Origin of the sequence: Streptomyces bicolor (assembly GCF_000719285.1) — a bacterium.
In the GTDB taxonomy this organism is placed as follows: Bacteria; Actinomycetota; Actinomycetes; order Streptomycetales; family Streptomycetaceae; genus Streptomyces; species Streptomyces bicolor.
The window spans coordinates 1-16,181 of sequence record NZ_JOFS01000017.1 but is presented as its reverse complement, the minus strand read 5'-3'; the positions used below and the strand labels follow the sequence as shown (position 1 = coordinate 16,181).

16 protein-coding genes and 1 pseudogene are annotated in these 16,181 nt (G+C 67.5%); 16 read left to right on the top strand and 1 reads right to left on the bottom strand.

The window, feature by feature from the left end; all coding sequences use genetic code 11:
• The first annotated feature begins 148 nt into the window (after positions 1-148).
• The 15 genes from secY to IF78_RS0122095 all read left to right on the top strand — a co-directional run bounded on the left by secY (position 149) and on the right by IF78_RS0122095 (position 14,404).
• Positions 149-1,462 (top strand): preprotein translocase subunit SecY, encoded by a 1,314-nt coding sequence (gene secY / locus IF78_RS0122165; RefSeq protein WP_031477824.1) that lies wholly within the window; start codon positions 149-151, stop codon positions 1,460-1,462.
• Positions 1,462-2,124 carry an adenylate kinase gene (locus IF78_RS0122160; protein WP_031477823.1) on the top strand — a complete coding sequence of 221 codons (663 nt, stop codon included), beginning with the start codon at positions 1,462-1,464 and terminating at the stop codon, positions 2,122-2,124. Before secY ends, IF78_RS0122160 begins: the two co-directional genes overlap by 1 nt.
• A 139-nt stretch (positions 2,125-2,263) precedes the next feature.
• Entirely contained in the window at positions 2,264-3,100 is an 837-nt protein-coding gene (gene map, locus IF78_RS0122155) for a type I methionyl aminopeptidase (protein WP_031477822.1), read from the top strand.
• Between the two features lie 231 nt (positions 3,101-3,331).
• Positions 3,332-3,553 (top strand): translation initiation factor IF-1, encoded by a 222-nt coding sequence (infA, locus tag IF78_RS0122150; RefSeq protein WP_003948620.1) that lies wholly within the window; start codon positions 3,332-3,334, stop codon positions 3,551-3,553.
• 60 nt (positions 3,554-3,613) lie between these two features.
• A complete protein-coding gene (rpmJ, locus tag IF78_RS0122145; protein WP_003998809.1) occupies positions 3,614-3,727 on the top strand; it encodes a 50S ribosomal protein L36 in 114 nt (37 codons plus the stop codon).
• A 187-nt stretch (positions 3,728-3,914) separates the two neighbouring features.
• Entirely contained in the window at positions 3,915-4,295 is a 381-nt protein-coding gene (rpsM, locus tag IF78_RS0122140) for a 30S ribosomal protein S13 (protein WP_031477819.1), read from the top strand.
• Positions 4,296-4,361: 66 nt separating this feature from the next.
• On the top strand, positions 4,362-4,766 hold the full coding sequence (gene rpsK, locus IF78_RS0122135; protein ID WP_003956432.1) for a 30S ribosomal protein S11: 405 nt from the start codon (positions 4,362-4,364) through the stop codon (positions 4,764-4,766).
• 155 nt (positions 4,767-4,921) lie between these two features.
• The gene (locus tag IF78_RS0122130) at positions 4,922-5,944 is read left to right on the top strand and encodes a DNA-directed RNA polymerase subunit alpha (protein ID WP_003966937.1); all 1,023 of its coding nucleotides are present in this window, start codon (positions 4,922-4,924) and stop codon (positions 5,942-5,944) included.
• A gap of 164 nt (positions 5,945-6,108) precedes the next feature.
• Entirely contained in the window at positions 6,109-6,609 is a 501-nt protein-coding gene (gene rplQ / locus IF78_RS0122125) for a 50S ribosomal protein L17 (protein ID WP_031477814.1), read from the top strand.
• A gap of 142 nt (positions 6,610-6,751) precedes the next feature.
• Positions 6,752-7,621, top strand: coding sequence for a tRNA pseudouridine(38-40) synthase TruA (gene truA, locus IF78_RS0122120; protein WP_031477812.1), 870 nt, complete (start codon positions 6,752-6,754; stop codon positions 7,619-7,621).
• A gap of 417 nt (positions 7,622-8,038) precedes the next feature.
• On the top strand, positions 8,039-9,457 hold the full coding sequence (locus tag IF78_RS0122115; RefSeq protein ID WP_031477810.1) for a glycosyltransferase family 2 protein: 1,419 nt from the start codon (positions 8,039-8,041) through the stop codon (positions 9,455-9,457).
• Positions 9,457-10,482, top strand: a complete 1,026-nt coding sequence (locus IF78_RS0122110) for a glycoside hydrolase family 26 protein (protein WP_031477809.1) — start codon at positions 9,457-9,459, stop codon at positions 10,480-10,482. Before IF78_RS0122115 ends, IF78_RS0122110 begins: the two co-directional genes overlap by 1 nt.
• The gene (locus tag IF78_RS0122105) at positions 10,482-12,278 is read left to right on the top strand and encodes an ArnT family glycosyltransferase (RefSeq protein ID WP_031477808.1); all 1,797 of its coding nucleotides are present in this window, start codon (positions 10,482-10,484) and stop codon (positions 12,276-12,278) included. Before IF78_RS0122110 ends, IF78_RS0122105 begins: the two co-directional genes overlap by 1 nt.
• 30 nt (positions 12,279-12,308) lie before the next feature.
• Positions 12,309-13,619, top strand: a complete 1,311-nt coding sequence (locus tag IF78_RS0122100) for a UDP-glucose dehydrogenase family protein (RefSeq protein ID WP_031477807.1) — start codon at positions 12,309-12,311, stop codon at positions 13,617-13,619.
• 29 nt (positions 13,620-13,648) lie between these two features.
• A complete protein-coding gene (locus IF78_RS0122095) occupies positions 13,649-14,404 on the top strand; it encodes a polyprenol monophosphomannose synthase (protein ID WP_031477806.1) in 756 nt (251 codons plus the stop codon).
• 95 nt (positions 14,405-14,499) lie between these two features.
• Here IF78_RS0122095 and IF78_RS0122090 read toward each other — a convergent pair whose 3' ends face one another.
• The gene (locus IF78_RS0122090) at positions 14,500-15,384 is read right to left on the bottom strand and encodes a hypothetical protein (RefSeq protein WP_031477804.1); all 885 of its coding nucleotides are present in this window, start codon (positions 15,382-15,384) and stop codon (positions 14,500-14,502) included.
• Between IF78_RS0122090 and IF78_RS43785 the strand changes: the two are divergent.
• Positions 15,383-16,181 (top strand): annotated as a pseudogene (locus tag IF78_RS43785) (glycosyltransferase 87 family protein); the annotation flags it as partial. The gene IF78_RS0122090 and the pseudogene IF78_RS43785 overlap by 2 nt on opposite strands.

Here is a 16,181-nt window from a genome sequence, read left to right as displayed (position 1 = left end):
GGTATGGTGGCCTGCACTGCCCACTTTTACGGAGTGCTTCTTGTGGGGCACTCTGAGCGGCAGTTGACCGTTAGCTAAGTCGTTCCTATTAGTCGAACCTCAAGACCGTCACCCTTGACGCAGTAGCGCGGGGGTCGCAGGAGGCACCGTGCTCACCGCGTTCGCCCGGGCGTTCAAGACGCCCGACCTGCGCAAGAAGCTGCTCTTCACGCTCGGCATCATCGTGATCTACCGGATCGGTACACATATCCCGATCCCCGGCGTCGACTACAGGGCCGTCCAGGTCTGCATCGACCAGGCGAGCACCAACCAGGGCCTGTTCGGTCTCGTCAACATGTTCAGCGGCGGCGCGTTGCTGCAGATCACGATCTTCGCGCTCGGCATCATGCCGTACATCACGGCGAGCATCATCCTGCAGCTGCTGACCGTCGTGATCCCGCGCCTGGAAGCCCTGAAGAAGGAGGGCCAGTCCGGCACGGCGAAGATCACGCAATACACCCGATACCTGACGGTGGCGCTCGCCATCCTGCAGGGCACCGGCCTGGTGGCCACGGCCCGCAGCGGCTCGCTCTTCCCGAACTGCCAGGTGGCCGGCCAGATCGTTCCCGACCGCTCGATCTTCACCACCGTCGTCATGGTCATCACGATGACCGCCGGTACGGCCACCGTCATGTGGCTCGGTGAGCTCATCACCGACCGCGGTATCGGCAACGGCATGTCGATCCTGATGTTCATCTCGATCGCCGCGACCTTCCCGTCCGCGCTGTGGGCAATCAAGCAGCAGGGCGATCTGGCGGGTGGCTGGATCGAGTTCGGCACGGTGGTCGCCGTCGGCCTGGTCATGATCGGCCTGGTGGTCTTCGTCGAACAGGCTCAGCGTCGTATTCCGGTGCAGTACGCGAAGCGCATGATCGGCCGTCGGTCCTATGGCGGTACGTCGACGTACATTCCGCTGAAGGTCAACCAGGCGGGCATCATTCCTGTGATCTTTGCCTCGTCGCTGCTGTACATCCCGGCACTGATCGCGCAGTTCTCCGGAGGAAACGCCGACTGGAAGGTCTGGGTCGAAAAGAACCTGGCGCAGACGGACGCCCCGATGCACATCGTCCTCTACTTCTTCCTGATCATCTTCTTCGCTTTCTTCTACGTGGCCATCTCGTTCAACCCCGAGGAAGTCGCGGACAACATGAAGAAGTATGGTGGCTTCATCCCGGGCATCCGGGCTGGCCGACCGACCGCTGAGTACCTTTCCTACGTGCTCAACCGGATCACTTGGCCGGGCTCGCTGTACTTGGGTCTGATCGCTCTCGTGCCGACGATGGCGTTGGCTGGTTTCGGGGCAAACCAGAACTTCCCGTTCGGCGGGACCAGCATCCTGATCATCGTGGGTGTGGGTCTCGAGACGGTGAAGCAGATCGAGAGCCAGCTCCAGCAGCGCAATTACGAAGGGTTCCTCCGCTGATGCGAATCGTCCTCGTCGGGCCGCCGGGTGCCGGAAAGGGAACGCAGGCCGCGTTCCTGGCCAAGAACCTGTCGATCCCGCACATCTCCACGGGCGACCTTTTCCGCGCCAACATCAGCCAGCAGACGGAGCTCGGGAAACTCGCGAAGTCCTACATGGACGCGGGCAACCTGGTGCCGGACGAGGTCACCATCGGGATGGCCAAGGACCGCATGGAGAAGCCGGACGCCGAGGGCGGCTTCCTGCTGGACGGTTTCCCGCGCAACGTGTCCCAGGCCGAGGCGCTCGACGAGATGCTGCAGTCCGAGAGCATGAAGCTGGACGCGGTGCTGGACCTCGAAGTCCCCGAGGAGGAGGTCGTCAAGCGGATCGCCGGGCGGCGCATCTGCCGCAAGGACTCCAGCCACGTCTTCCACGTCACGTACAGCCGGCCGAAGCAGGAAGGCGTCTGCGACGTCTGCGGCGGCGAGCTGTACCAGCGGGACGACGACTCCGAGGAGACCGTCCGCAAGCGGCTGGAGGTCTACCACACGCAGACCGAGCCGATCATCGACTACTACAAGGCGCAGGGGCTGGTGGTCACCATCTCCGCGCTCGGCAAGGTCGAAGAGGTGACGGCTCGCGCGATGGAGGCGCTCCAGCGCGACGAGGACGGCAAGTAGGAGCGTTCGCAGCGCGTATGCAGCTCAGGCCGCGGTTCCCGGTGAGGGGGCCGCGGCTGCTGTGTGGGGTGGGTGTGCCGACTCCCCCCTTATGGTTGAAGCAGTCCCCGTGTCCGGTCCGAGAAAGGCCTCCGTCCCCATGGTGCAGATCAAGAGCCCCGAGCAGATCGCCAAGATGCGTGAGGCGGGGCTGGTCGTCGCCGCCATTCACGCGGCCACGCGCGAGGCAGCGGTGCCCGGGGCCAGCACCAAGGATCTGGACGAGGTCGCCCGCAAGGTGCTCGCGGAGCACGGCGCCAAGTCGAACTTCCTCGGCTACGGCGGCTTCCCCGCAACGATCTGCACGTCCGTGAACGACGTCGTCGTCCACGGCATCCCGTCCGAGGACGTCGTCCTCAAGGACGGCGACATCATCTCCATCGACTGCGGCGCCGTCATCGACGGCTGGCACGGCGACGCCGCCTACACCGCCTTCGTGGGCTCCGGTCACGCTCCGGAGCTGGTCGAGCTCTCCCGGGTGACCGAGGAGTCGATGTGGGCCGGTATCGCGGCGATGAAGCAGGGCAACCGTCTGGTCGATGTGTCGCGGGCCATCGAGACGTACATCCGCCGGCAGCCGAAGCCGGGTGGCGGCAAGTACGGGATCATCGAGGACTACGGCGGCCACGGCATCGGCACCGAGATGCACATGGACCCGCATCTGCTGAACTACGTCGACCGGCGGCGGGGGAAGGGGCCGAAGCTGGTCCCGGGTTTCTGCCTGGCGATCGAGCCGATGGTGTCCCTGGGCACGCCGAAGACGGAGGTCCTGTCGGACGACTGGACGGTCATCACCACTGATGGCACGTGGTCGTCCCACTGGGAGCACTCGGTCGCGTTGACGGCGGAGGGGCCGCTGGTGCTTACGTCTCCCGACGGGGGTAAGGCGAAGCTGGCGGAGCTCGGGATCGTTGCTGCGCCGGATCCGTTGGGCTGAGTGTGGGGGCTGGTCGCGCGCCCACGCGGCGGAGCCGCGCATCGAGACACCCCCGCGCCCCTTTGGGGCGCGCTTAACGATCTGTCCCCTGGGGCAGACTCCCTCGATTCGTCTTTCCGGGTGCGCTGACGTAGACTGACTCGTCGGCTCTTGTGTACCCGCATGTCTGCATGCGCCCGTAAGGGAAAAGTGCACGGGTCGATCAAGGTAGTCGATTCCGAAGGGCGAAGCGTGGCCAAGAAGCAAGGTGCCATCGAGATCGAGGGCACTGTCGTCGAGTCTCTGCCGAACGCCATGTTCAAGGTCGAGCTCCAGAACGGCCACCAGGTCCTGGCACACATCAGCGGCAAGATGCGTATGCACTACATCCGCATCCTCCCTGACGACCGGGTCGTGGTGGAGCTGTCTCCGTACGACCTGACGCGTGGCCGGATCGTCTACCGGTACAAGTAGATCTTGCCCCCGCCCCGGGTCCTCCCGTGGCGATGGCACTGACCCGGAGAACCTCACCCAATGAAGGTCAAGCCGAGCGTCAAGAAGATCTGCGACAAGTGCAGGGTGATCCGCCGTCACGGTCGGGTCATGGTCATTTGCGAGAACCCGCGCCACAAGCAGCGCCAGGGCTGACCGCACGATCACCTTTCTGCATTCGCAGGACTTCGCGCGACGCGAGCTGAATATGTTCATACGCAGGATCCAGACGCTTCGGCGCCTGATACCCCCGGTTCGGAGGCCGGGGACCCAGTTCGTACCTGGTACGGCGGCTGGGAGTCGGTTCTGCGGAAGACCTCCGAAGATCACCAGGAGCCATTGAATGGCACGCGTTTCCGGTGTTGACATCCCGCGCGACAAGCGCGTGGAGGTCGCCCTCACCTACGTGTTCGGCATCGGCCGGACCCTTTCGCAGCAGACGCTGGCCGCGACCGGCGTCAACCCCAACACCCGCGTTCGCGACCTCTCCGAGGAGCAGCTCGTCGCGATCCGCGAGTACGTGGACAACAACATCCGCACCGAGGGTGACCTCCGTCGCGAGATCCAGGCCGACATCCGCCGCAAGGTCGAGATCGGCTGCTACCAGGGTCTGCGTCACCGTCGTGGGCTGCCCGTCCGCGGTCAGCGCACCAGCACCAACGCCCGCACCCGCAAGGGCCCGCGTCGCGCCATCGCCGGCAAGAAGAAGCCGGGCAAGAAGTAGTCCACAGCGGACTTCGCCGTCCAGCGGTCTTCGCTGTAGGACCGACCACCTCCCGTAGGAGTACAGATGCCCCCCAAGGGTCGTCAGGGCGCTGCCAAGAAGGTGCGCCGCAAGGAAAAGAAGAACGTCGCTCACGGCCACGCGCACATCAAGAGCACGTTCAACAACACGATCGTCTCCATCACGGACCCGTCCGGCAACGTGATCTCCTGGGCCTCCGCCGGCCACGTCGGCTTCAAGGGCTCCCGGAAGTCCACGCCGTTCGCCGCGCAGATGGCCGCCGAGTCGGCTGCCCGCCGCGCCCAGGAGCACGGCATGCGCAAGGTCGACGTGTTCGTGAAGGGTCCGGGTTCGGGTCGTGAGACCGCGATCCGCTCCCTGCAGGCCACGGGCCTCGAGGTCGGCTCCATCCAGGACGTCACCCCGACCCCGCACAACGGCTGCCGTCCGCCGAAGCGTCGTCGCGTCTGACGTACGGCTGCTTCGAGCAGGCTCTGGGTTCGGGCGGTACGGCTCTGCAAAGGGCCGTATCGCCCTTACCCTTGCAGTACCCGCACTTTTCACGGGTGCGGTTTCCGTCGGGCGTCAAATAGCGGGCGTCCACGAAAGAAGGATCTGATCCACACATGCTGATCGCTCAGCGTCCCTCGTTGACCGAAGAGGTCGTCGACGAGTTCCGCTCCCGGTTCGTGATCGAGCCGCTGGAGCCGGGCTTCGGCTACACCCTCGGCAACTCGCTCCGCCGCACCCTCCTGTCGTCGATCCCCGGCGCTGCTGTCACCAGCATCCGCATCGACGGTGTCCTGCACGAGTTCACCACCGTGCCGGGCGTCAAGGAGGACGTCACTGACCTGATCCTCAACATCAAGCAGCTGGTCGTCTCCTCGGAGCACGACGAGCCCGTCGTGATGTACCTGCGCAAGCAGGGCCCGGGTCTGGTCACCGCCGCCGACATCGCGCCCCCGGCCGGTGTCGAGGTGCACAACCCCGACCTCGTCCTCGCCACGCTCAACGGCAAGGGCAAGCTGGAGATGGAGCTCACGGTCGAGCGTGGCCGTGGTTATGTCTCGGCTGTTCAGAACAAGCAGGTGGGCCAGGAGATCGGTCGTATCCCGGTCGACTCCATCTACTCGCCGGTTCTGAAGGTCACGTACAAGGTCGAGGCCACGCGTGTCGAGCAGCGCACCGACTTCGACAAGCTGATCGTCGACGTCGAGACCAAGCAGGCGATGCGTCCGCGTGACGCCATGGCCTCCGCCGGTAAGACCCTGGTCGAGCTGTTCGGTCTCGCCCGCGAGCTGAACATCGACGCCGAGGGCATCGACATGGGTCCGTCCCCGACGGACGCTGCGCTTGCCGCGGACCTTGCTCTGCCGATCGAGGAGCTCGAGCTCACCGTTCGGTCGTACAACTGCCTCAAGCGCGAGGGCATCCACTCCGTGGGTGAGCTCGTGGCTCGTTCCGAGGCCGACCTGCTCGACATTCGTAACTTCGGTGCGAAGTCGATCGACGAGGTCAAGGCGAAGCTGGCGGGTATGGGCCTCGCGCTCAAGGACTCGCCTCCCGGGTTCGACCCCACGGCCGCGGCGGACGCCTTTGGTGCGGACGACGACGCCGACGCCGGGTTCGTCGAGACCGAGCAGTATTAAGAGCTCGGGACCGACTGCCGGTTCTTGGCTGCGGGCCCGCTGTGGCTGGTCGCGCAGTTCCCCGCGCCCCTTTGGGGCGCGGGGTCTCCGACGAGCAAACCCGCTCGCTCGGATACTGACCCCGGTACCTGATACGGCCGGGGCAGACACACAGGAGAAGAACAATGCCGAAGCCCACCAAGGGTGCCCGTCTGGGCGGCAGTGCCGCGCACGAGAAGCTGCTCCTCGCGAACCTGGCGAAGAGCCTCTTCGAGCACGGCCGTATCACCACCACCGAGGCGAAGGCCCGCCGTCTGCGGCCGTACGCCGAGCGTCTGATCACCAAGGCGAAGAAGGGTGACCTTCACAACCGCCGTCAGGTGCTCCAGGTCATCACGGACAAGGGCATCGTCCACACGCTCTTCACCGAGATCGGCCCGCGGTACGAGAACCGTCCGGGTGGCTACACCCGCATCACCAAGATCGGTAACCGCCGTGGCGACAACGCGCCCATGGCTGTCATCGAGCTGGTCGAGGCGCTGACGGTTGCGCAGGAGGCCACCGGTGAGGCCGAGGCCGCGACGAAGCGTGCCGCCAAGGACGCGGAGGCTGCTGAGGCCAAGGTCGACACGACCAAGGCCGACGAGGCCGCGGAGGCTCCCGCCGAGGAGTCGAAGGACGCCTAAGCGTCTGCCGGGTGGCTGTTGTCGTGCGGCTGCGGCTCCGTCGTGGTTGTTCGCGCAGGTCCCCGCGCCCCTTGAGGGCGATTGCGGGTCCGTTCCTTTCGAGGGGCGGGCCCGCTTTTTTTGTACCTGAGAGGATCTGTACGTGAGTGATGAAGCAGCACCCGGTTACGTTCGTGTCCGCCTCGATCTGTCCTATGACGGGACCGAGTTCCACGGCTGGGCCAAGCAGGCCGGCGGTAGGCGGACCGTGCAGGGGGAGATCGAGGATGCTCTGCGGACCGTCACGCGGTCCGGGGGCACCACGTACGAGTTGACCGTTGCCGGGCGTACCGATGCCGGGGTGCATGCGCGGGGGCAGGTGGCGCATGTCGATCTGCCGGAGTCGGTCTGGCGCGAGCACCACGAGAAGCTGCTCAAGCGGCTCGCCGGGCGGCTGCCCAAGGACGTGCGGGTGTGGGCCCTGCGGGAGGCGCCCAGTGGGTTCAACGCGCGGTTCTCCGCTGTCTGGCGGCGTTATGCCTATCGCGTCACCGACAATCCCGGCGGGGTCGATCCGCTGCTGCGCAATCACGTTCTCTGGCACGACTGGCCTCTCGATGTCGATGCCATGAACGAGGCCGCCGGGCAGCTCCTCGGGGAGCATGACTTCGCCGCCTACTGCAAGAAGCGGGAGGGGGCCACCACCATCCGCACGCTTCAGGAGCTGAGCCTCGTGCGGGGGGAGGACGACGGGATCATCACCGCCACCGTTCGGGCCGACGCCTTCTGCCACAACATGGTGCGGTCGCTCATCGGGGCGCTGTTGTTCGTCGGAGACGGGCACCGGCCCGCCGACTGGCCCGGCAAGGTGCTCGCCGCGGGTGTCCGGGACTCCGCCGTGCATGTCGTACGGCCGCACGGGCTGACCCTCGAAGAGGTCGGGTACCCCGCGGACGAGTTGCTCGCCGCACGGAACAAGGAAGCGCGAAACAGGCGATCCCTGCCCGGGACGTCCGGATGCGAAACCTGTTAGTTACCTGACATTTGGGGTCGGATAGTGCTCATGTCGGGACTTACCGGGCGTAAGTCCGCTTGATGCCCCTTACGGCCTTCTTACCTCTCGTATAACCTTTCGCCTCTCGGGCGGTAGTTCGAGCTGCTCGGCCGTTGTTCGAGAAATCGACATGGGGAAGGCCGCGCAGAGGGTGGGGGTCAACGGGCCGTATCCGGGCCCGGGGGTGGGTCTTTCATGAGTTCAGTTGGTCCTGCGCGGACCGGGGGGCGCCGCGCCGTGCGCGAGAACGGTGGCGGGCGCCGGAAGGCGGGGCGGGGTGATGGCGCTCCTTTGGGGTTGCTGCCGCTGCCGCCGACGGACAAGGAGAAGTACTCCTACGCCAGACGGCATCTGTGGATTCTGACGATCAGTTCGCTGATCAGCTTCTGCTGTCTGGTGGTGAGCCAGTTCAAGCTGGCGCAGTCGACGCCGGTGCTGTGGATCTACACGCCGCTGCTCGTCTTCACGGTGCTGTACTACCTGGTCTCGCTGCGGGTGAACGGTTTCACCCGGGACTTCGACATCGCGCACCACAAGCGGCTCGTGCACAACTGGCGGCCGGACGTGTATCCGACGGTCGATGTCTTTCTTCCTGTGTGCGGTGAGCCCATCGAGGTGCTGCACAACACCTGGCGGCATGTGCGGGAGATGGCCGACCGGTATCCGGGGGTGTGTGTTCCGTTCGTGCTCGACGACGGGGCCAGTCCCGAACTCGCCGCCATGGCACGCGACTTCGGGTTCCGCTACGGCACCCGGGAGAACCGCGGCTGGTTCAAGAAGGCGGGCAACCTGCACTTCGGGTTCGGGCAGTCCGACGGGCAGTACATCCTGATCCTGGACGCCGACTTCACCCCGCGCTCCGACCTGCTCCAGGAGCTGCTGCCGTACATGGAGGCGGACCCGCGCATCGGCATCGTCCAGTCGCCGCAGTACTTCCGGGTGCTGGACTCGCAGAACTGGATCGAGCGCGGGGCCGGTGCGGTGCAGGAGCTGTTCTACCGGTCCGTGCAGGTGTCGCGGCAGGGCAGTGACGGCGCGATCTGCGTGGGCAGTTGTGCGGTGTACCGGCGGGCGGCACTGGAGACCAACGGCGGTACGACGCTGATCGAACACTCCGAGGACGTGCACACCGGGTTCGATCTGCGGGGGCTCGGCTGGGATCTGCGGTATGTGCCGGTCGCCGTGTCGACCGGCGTGTGCCCGGACACGGCCGGCGCCTTCTTCAACCAGCAGTACCGCTGGTGCTCCGGGTCGATGAGCCTGCTCGGCAGCCGTAAGTTCTGGCAGGCGAAGATCAGGTTCTCCAGCCGCCTGTGCTACATGTCCGGCTTCTTCTACTACATCCACACGGCGCTGTTCACCTTCGCCGCCCCGGTCATCCCGATCGTGCTGCTGCTGATGATGCCGGAGAAGCTGATGGTCGAGCACCTGGCCCTGGTGCTGCCCAGCATCATCTACACCACGATCGTCTTCCCGATGTGGCACAAGGCGCCCTACCGCCTGGAGGCCTGGGCGGCCCGCCTGATGTACGGCTGGGCCCACGTCTTCGCCATCTGGGACATCCTGCGCAAGAACCGCATGGGCTGGCAGCCGACCGGCTCCTCCGGTGCCAAGAAGAACAAGACCCGGCGCTTCTGGATCGGCATGTGGGTCTGGAGCGGCGGCACCGCGCTGATCTGGGTCCTGGGAGCGGTCTACCGGACGTTCACCATGGACGCCCCGGACTTCGCCCTGATCCTGTCCTCCGGGCTCTTCTACGCCCTGGTCGTGGGCCGGGTCCTGGTGCAGCCGCGCGAGAAGGAGGTGGCTGCCTGATGCGGACGTTCACCCGTGCCCGTACGGCTCTGACGGCCTGCCTGCTCGCCGGCGCGCTCGCCCTCACGGGCTGCTCGGTCCTCGGCGAGGACTCGGGCGGCTCCGCCTCGGCCGGTGCGGGGGAGGCCGAGGCCGGGGCGGACTCCTCGGCGAGTCCCGAGGCCGACGTCCCCTACGACGTCGTACCCCTGCTGAAGCCGGGCAAGAAGTACTTCGGGGCCGCCGTCGACGGCGCGCCCAACTCCATGGCGGCCATCGACACGTACACGAAGATGGTCGGCAAGCAGCCGAACCTCATCGAGTACTACGCCGCCTGGGGCGACGGCTTCGACGCCAGCGGGGTGCGCAACGCCTGGCGTGAGGGCGCCATGACGCTGATGTCGTGGGAGCCCTTCGACACGCCGGTCGCCGACATCGCGGCAGGGAAGTCGGACGCGTACATCAAGGAGTACGCCACCGCCGTCCGGAAGCTGAACCTGCCCGTCGTGATCTCCTTCGCCGATGAGTTCAACGGGCACTGGGAGAAGTGGGGCACGAAGAACGTGACTCCCGCGGACTACGTGGCCGCCTGGCGGCACGTCCACGAGACCTTCATCGACGTCGGCGCCTCGAACGTCATCTGGGCCTGGTCGCCCAACATCGTCAACCCGGTCAAGAGCGTCAAGCTCAAGCCGTACTACCCGGGCGACGCCTATGTCGACTGGGTCGGGCTGATCGGCTACTGGACGATCGAGGAGGACGGCGCCTTCGACAGCGTCTTCGGGGCGACCCGGGACCAGGTCCGCACCTTCACCAAGAAGCCGATGATCCTGCTGGAGACCGCCGCGATGGCGGGTGAGCGGCGGCGTGCCGACATCCGCAACCTGTTCGCGGGCGTCACGGCGGACGACGACATGCTCGGTTTCGTCTGGTTCAACCACAAAAAGCGTGCCGACTGGCGATTGGAGGCGAGCCCGCTGGCGCTGAAGGAGTTCAAGCGCCTGGCCGCCGACGACAGCTTCGGCTTCGACGTACGGAAGCCGTGATGACCTCCCGACACGATCACTACACACCTCAGCCCTACGATCCGTACGCCGAGGAGGAGAACGCCTCCACCTGGTTCAACTCCAACGGTCAGCGCCCCTCTCAGCAGGGTTATGCGTACGACGACCAGTACCAGGCCTACGAACAGCAGCAGCCGCCGTACACGGCAGCCGTCCCCCAGCAGCCGCAGGGGATGCACGACGACCAGCCGACCTACGCCCTGCGCACGGTCCGGTACCAGCAGGTGCCGGACGAGCCCGGGTACCACATCCCCGAAACGCCGGAAGCCGGCTGGGAGATGGCGGCGAGCAGGCGGCGGGCCTGGGTCAGCCGGGCCGTGCTGCTGTGCATCCTGGCCATCCAGGCGGCGTTGTCGCTGCGGCTGTCCAACACCGCGTTCCAGGACGAGGCGCTGTACCTGGCGGCCGGCCACGCCGAGCTGGACCACCTGCTCCACGGCACCGAGATGCCCCGCGACTACGCCGCGTACTTCTCCGGCTCGCCGCAGCTCTACCCGCTGCTCGCCGCGATCGTGGACGCGAAGTTCGGGCTCGCCGGGGCGCGGACCTTGAGCCTGTTCTTCATGCTCTGCACGACCGGGCTGCTGTACTCGTTCACGCGGCGCCTGTTCAACGAGCGGGCCGCGCTGGCGGGCGCCGCGCTCTTCGCGGTGCTCCAGTCGACCGTCGTCATGGGCTACTTCGCCACGTACGACGCGGCCGCGGTGTTCCTGCTGGCCCTGACCACCTGGATCGTCGTGCGCACCGACCGGGCGCCCGTGATCGCCGTGCTGCTCGCCGCACCGGTCGGGGTGCTGGCGGTCGGGGTCAAGTACGCGTCCGCGCTGTACCTGCCGACCATCGTCGTGCTCGCGCTGCTCACCGCGTGGCCGCACAAGGGCGGCAAGGCGTTCGCGCGGATGGTGCTGCTCGGGCTCGGCATGGGCGGTCTGCTCGCCGCCGGGGTGTACACCACCGACCTGATGGCCGGTGTGCGGCAGACCACCACCGACCGTACCCATGGCACCGACACCACCGAGTTCCTGCTGGAGCAGACCGTCAAGTGGGGCGGGCTGATGTTCCTGGCGGCCGTCGGCGGCGCGATCTCGTACGTCCGGCGCAGCCGTATGAACGAGTCGCCGCTGGCCCTGCACCTCGGCAACCCCGGCTGGCGCTGGCGGGCCCTGCTCGGCCTGGTGCTGTGCGGCACGGCCGTACTGGCACCGGCGTACCAGATCCATCTGGGCACCGTCGTCTCGCTGTTCAAGCACGTCGGCTTCGGTCTGCTCTTCGCCGCGCCGATGGCCGGTGTGGGAGTGACCCGCCTGGTGGGTGCGCACTTCCGCTATCCGCAGCTCGGCATCATGCTCTGGACGGCGGTGCTGTGCCTGGGCATCCAGCAGGCGGACTGGCGCTTCGACATCTGGCCCAACTCCACCAAGATGATCAACGCCATCGAGCCCCATGTGGACCGCAAGGGCAACTACCTCGCCTCGACGCCCGAGGTGCCCGTCTACTACTTGTACGACAAGTCCAGCCACGGTCAGTGGCACAGCCTCTTCGGCATGGAGTACAAGGACGAGAAGGGCAAGTACTACAGCGGTGACGAGGCCTACAAGGCGGCGGTCAAGGACGGCGACTTCGACCTGATCGTCCTCGACGGGCTCACCAACCCGAGGGTGGACGACATCATCGCCGCCGCGGTGAAGGGCAACTCGCACTACCGGCTGCTGGCCGAGATCCCGTTCCGCAACGCGAACGGCACGAGCGAGTACCGCATCTGGATCAAGACCTCCTGAGCTCCCTCTGAAGCAAGAAAGGCCGTACTGATGCGGCTCACCGTCATCGGCACCGGCTACCTCGGTGCCACCCACGCCGCCTGTATGGCGGAACTCGGCCACGAGGTCCTCGGGGTCGACGTCGACCCGGACAAGGTCGCCGCGCTGCGGGCGGGCCGGGTGCCGTTCCACGAGCCCGGGCTGCCCGAGCTGATAGCGAAGCACACGGCGAGCGGCCGACTCCGCTTCACCACCTCCTACGAGGAGGCCGGGGCCTTCGGCGACGTGCACTTCGTGTGTGTCGGTACGCCGCAGCTCAAGGGCTCCGAGGGGGCGGACCTGACGTACGTCGACTCGGCCTTCGCGGCCATCGCCGAGCACGCCGGGCCCGACGCGCTGCTGGTCGGCAAGTCGACCGTGCCGGTGGGGACGGCGGAAAGGCTCGCCGAGGCGCATGCCGAGGCCGAGGTCGCGTGGAACCCGGAGTTCCTGCGGGAGGGGTTCGCGGTCGAGGACACGCTGCGGCCGGACCGGCTGGTGTTCGGGGTGCGGTCGGAGCGTGCCGAAACGATTCTGCGCACCGTGTACGCCCCCGTCCTCGCCGCCGGCACTCCGCTCGTCACCGCCGACTTCCCGACCGCCGAGCTGGTCAAGACGGCCGCCAACGCCTTCCTCGCCACCAAGATCTCCTTCATCAACGCGATGGCGGAGGTCTGCGAGGCCGCGGGCGGCGACGTCGGCGTGCTCGCCGAGGCGATCGGGTACGACGACCGGATCGGCCGCAAGTTCCTGCGGGCCGGCGTCGGCTTCGGCGGGGGCTGCCTGCCCAAGGACATCCGCGCGTTCGCGCACCGCGCCGACGAGCTGGGCGTCTCGCTGGCCTTCCTGCGCGAGGTCGACGCGATCAACATGCGGCGCCGCGACAAGGTTGTCGAACTGGCGCGGGAGCTGTGCGGGGGATCGGTGCTGGGGGCCCGGATCGCCGTGCTCGGGGCCGCCTTCAAGCCCGACTCCGACGACATCCGTGACTCGCCGGCGCTCAACGTCGCCGCCCGGCTGCGCCTCGACGGCGCCGACGTCACGGTCTACGACCCCGAGGCGATGGACAACGCCCGCAAGGCGTTCCCGCTCCTCGGCTATGCGCTGTCGGCCGAGGAGGCGCTGGGGGGCGCCGATCTCGTGCTGCATCTGACCGAGTGGCCGCAGTTCCGGGAGATCGACCCGGAGCGGGCCCGGTCGCTGGTTTCCCGTCCGCGGATCGTGGACGGGCGGGGGGTGCTCGACGCGGACCGCTGGGCCGCGGCGGGCTGGCAGTTCCGGGCGCTGGGGAGGCCCGCGCCCGTTGGGGAGGGGCCCCGGTAGGGGCTCCTAGGGGAGGGAAAGAGAAAGCCATGACGGAACTCGACAGACACCCTGGTGTGCCGGTCACCGTGGTCATGCCGACCTACAACGAGGCCGCGAACCTGCCGCGGATGGCCGAGCTGGTGCTCGGCCTGCCGATCGACGGGCTGCACCTGAAGATCGTCGACGACTCCAGCCCGGACGGCACCGGGCGGCTCGCCGAGGAGCTGGCCGAGAAGTACAACTGGGACGGGCGGCGCCGGATGAGCGTGCTGCACCGGACCGAGAAGGACGGGTTGGGGCGGGCGTACGTCGCGGGCATGAGCGCCGCGCTCGAGGAGGGCGCCGCGTACGTCGTCCAGATGGACGCCGACGGCAGCCACCCGGCGGAGGCTGTGCCGCGGATGCTGGGAACGGCGGTGGCCTCGGGGGTGGGCCTGGTGGTCGGCAGCCGGTACGTCGAGGGCGGCTCCCTCGACGAGGACTGGGGGATGCACCGCGTTCTGCTGTCCCGGTTCGCCAACCGGTACGCCCGTGCCGTGCTCGGAACGAAGATCCGGGACATCACGGCCGGCTTCAATCTGTGGTCGGCGGCGACCCTGCGGGACATCGACCTGGCCACGCTGGACAGCGCGGGCTACAGCTTCCAGGTCGAGCTGAAGTACAAGGCCGTGCGGGCCGGGCACAGCGCCGTGGAGATCCCGATCCGCTTCGAGGAGCGGACGGAGGGTGTGTCCAAGATGACACTGAGGACGCAGCTGGAGTCGGCGGTCGTGCCGATCCGGTTGCGGCTCAAGCACCGGTGAAAGTGGGGGCGTACGGATGAGCTGCGGCGGCGGGCGGAAATCCATCCAACCGCGCCCCAACGCCACCTCTTCCCCGTCTACTCGGTCGTCCGCCACTACTCGTTGGCCGCCGCCGACGCCTGGGCCTCGCCCCGCTTGTGAATCCGGTCGTACGTGAGGCTGTTCAGGTTGTTGCTGGCCTTGTAGACCTCCGTGTCCTTGTCCGTCACGTCCTTGCCGCTGGTGAAGCCGGTGATGGTGAAGTAGGCATAACGGCCGTAGGAGTTGGCGGACATCAGACAGACGGTGGAGTTGCAGAAGCCCTTGACGCCCTTGCCGGAGAGCGACCTGAGGAAGTCCTTCTGGGGGTCGACCTTGGCGGCGGCCTTGGTGGCCTGTGCCTCGGTGTCGAAGACGGCCACGCCGACGGTCACCGCGATGCCGCCCTGGACGTAGGAGACACGCAGGAGGCGGGTGCAGTCGTTGTCGGTGAGGATCTTCGGGAGTCCGCCCTTGGCGGCCGCGGAGCAGCTCTTCGTGTCGTCCGTCGGGCCCTTCTTGTACACCGTCTCGCCCACGGTGTACTGCGTGCCCGGGAAGAGGATCTGCGCGCCGAGGGGGGAGGTGTCCTTGCTCTTGCTGGAGATGAAGTCCTTCGGGTCCAGCGGCGGCGGAGCGCTCGTCGGCTCGAACGACGGGGCCTGGGTGGTGGAGCCCGGCAGGTTCCCCGCACCGGACAGGCCCGAAGCCGGTTGGTTCGAGGAGGGGTTGTCGTTCGCTGACACCACGGCCACGGCGACGGCGGTACCGACCGCGATGGTCGCGAGCGCGCCGCCGCCGACGAACAGCAGCCGGCGCCGCTTGTTGCGCGACTCGGAGGCCTCGGCGAGCGCGGCCCAGTCCGGGGTCTGGTCGGCGCCGCCGCCGTTCCACGGCTGCTGGGAATGCGGTTTCCAGGGATCCCATTGGGACTGGGGTCCCCCCTGCTGCCCATAGCTCATGGGGCGCATCTTAGACGGGTCGCGGGTGTGCCGCTCCGCCCCAAGAGGCCCAAGCGCCCCTAGCGTTCAGACGGTGAGCGAGCACAAAAGCGACATCTCCGGGTGGTTGGTACGACGGGCGACGTGGCATCTGTGGGTGGTGCTCGGGGCCGTGCTGACGGCACTTGTGGTGCGTACGGCTCGTGTGACCTCGGACGGAGGGATGGACAACGCCAACGTCGTGCGGGCGGCGCGGGTCTGGCTGGCCGGGGGTCGCCGTATGACGACTCCCACTTCCTCTATTTGCCGAGTGCGGTGCTGGCGACGGTCCCGCAGGTGCTGATTGCGCGGGATGCGCTGGGTGTGCTGGTGCCGGTGGGGGTCGTCGGGTGTCTGGTGGGGGGCTGGGTGTGCGCCCTGCGCCTGCACGGTGTCGCGTTGCGCAGCCGTTTCGCGGCGCTCGGGCTGATCGGGCTCGCGGTGGGGTTCGCGCCGTTCGCTCACCTTGTGCTGCTGGGGAACTGGACGGCCACGGCCACGGCCGCGCTCGCACTGCCGCTGGGGCTGTTGCTGGCGGGACGGGGGCGGTGGGTGGCGGCCGGGGCGGTGATCGGGGCGGCGGTCGCGTTGAAGCCGTTGCTGGCGCCGGTGGCGTTGCTCTTCGTGTTCGCGGGGCGGTGGCGGGGGCTGGGGGTGATGGTCGGGGTGCCGGTGGCGGCGTCGGCGGGGGCGGCGTTGCTGTTGCCGGATCCGGCGGGGTTCGTCACTCATCTGCTGGTTGTCGTGCCTGTGCTGGTGGCGGGGGTGCCGTGCGCGGG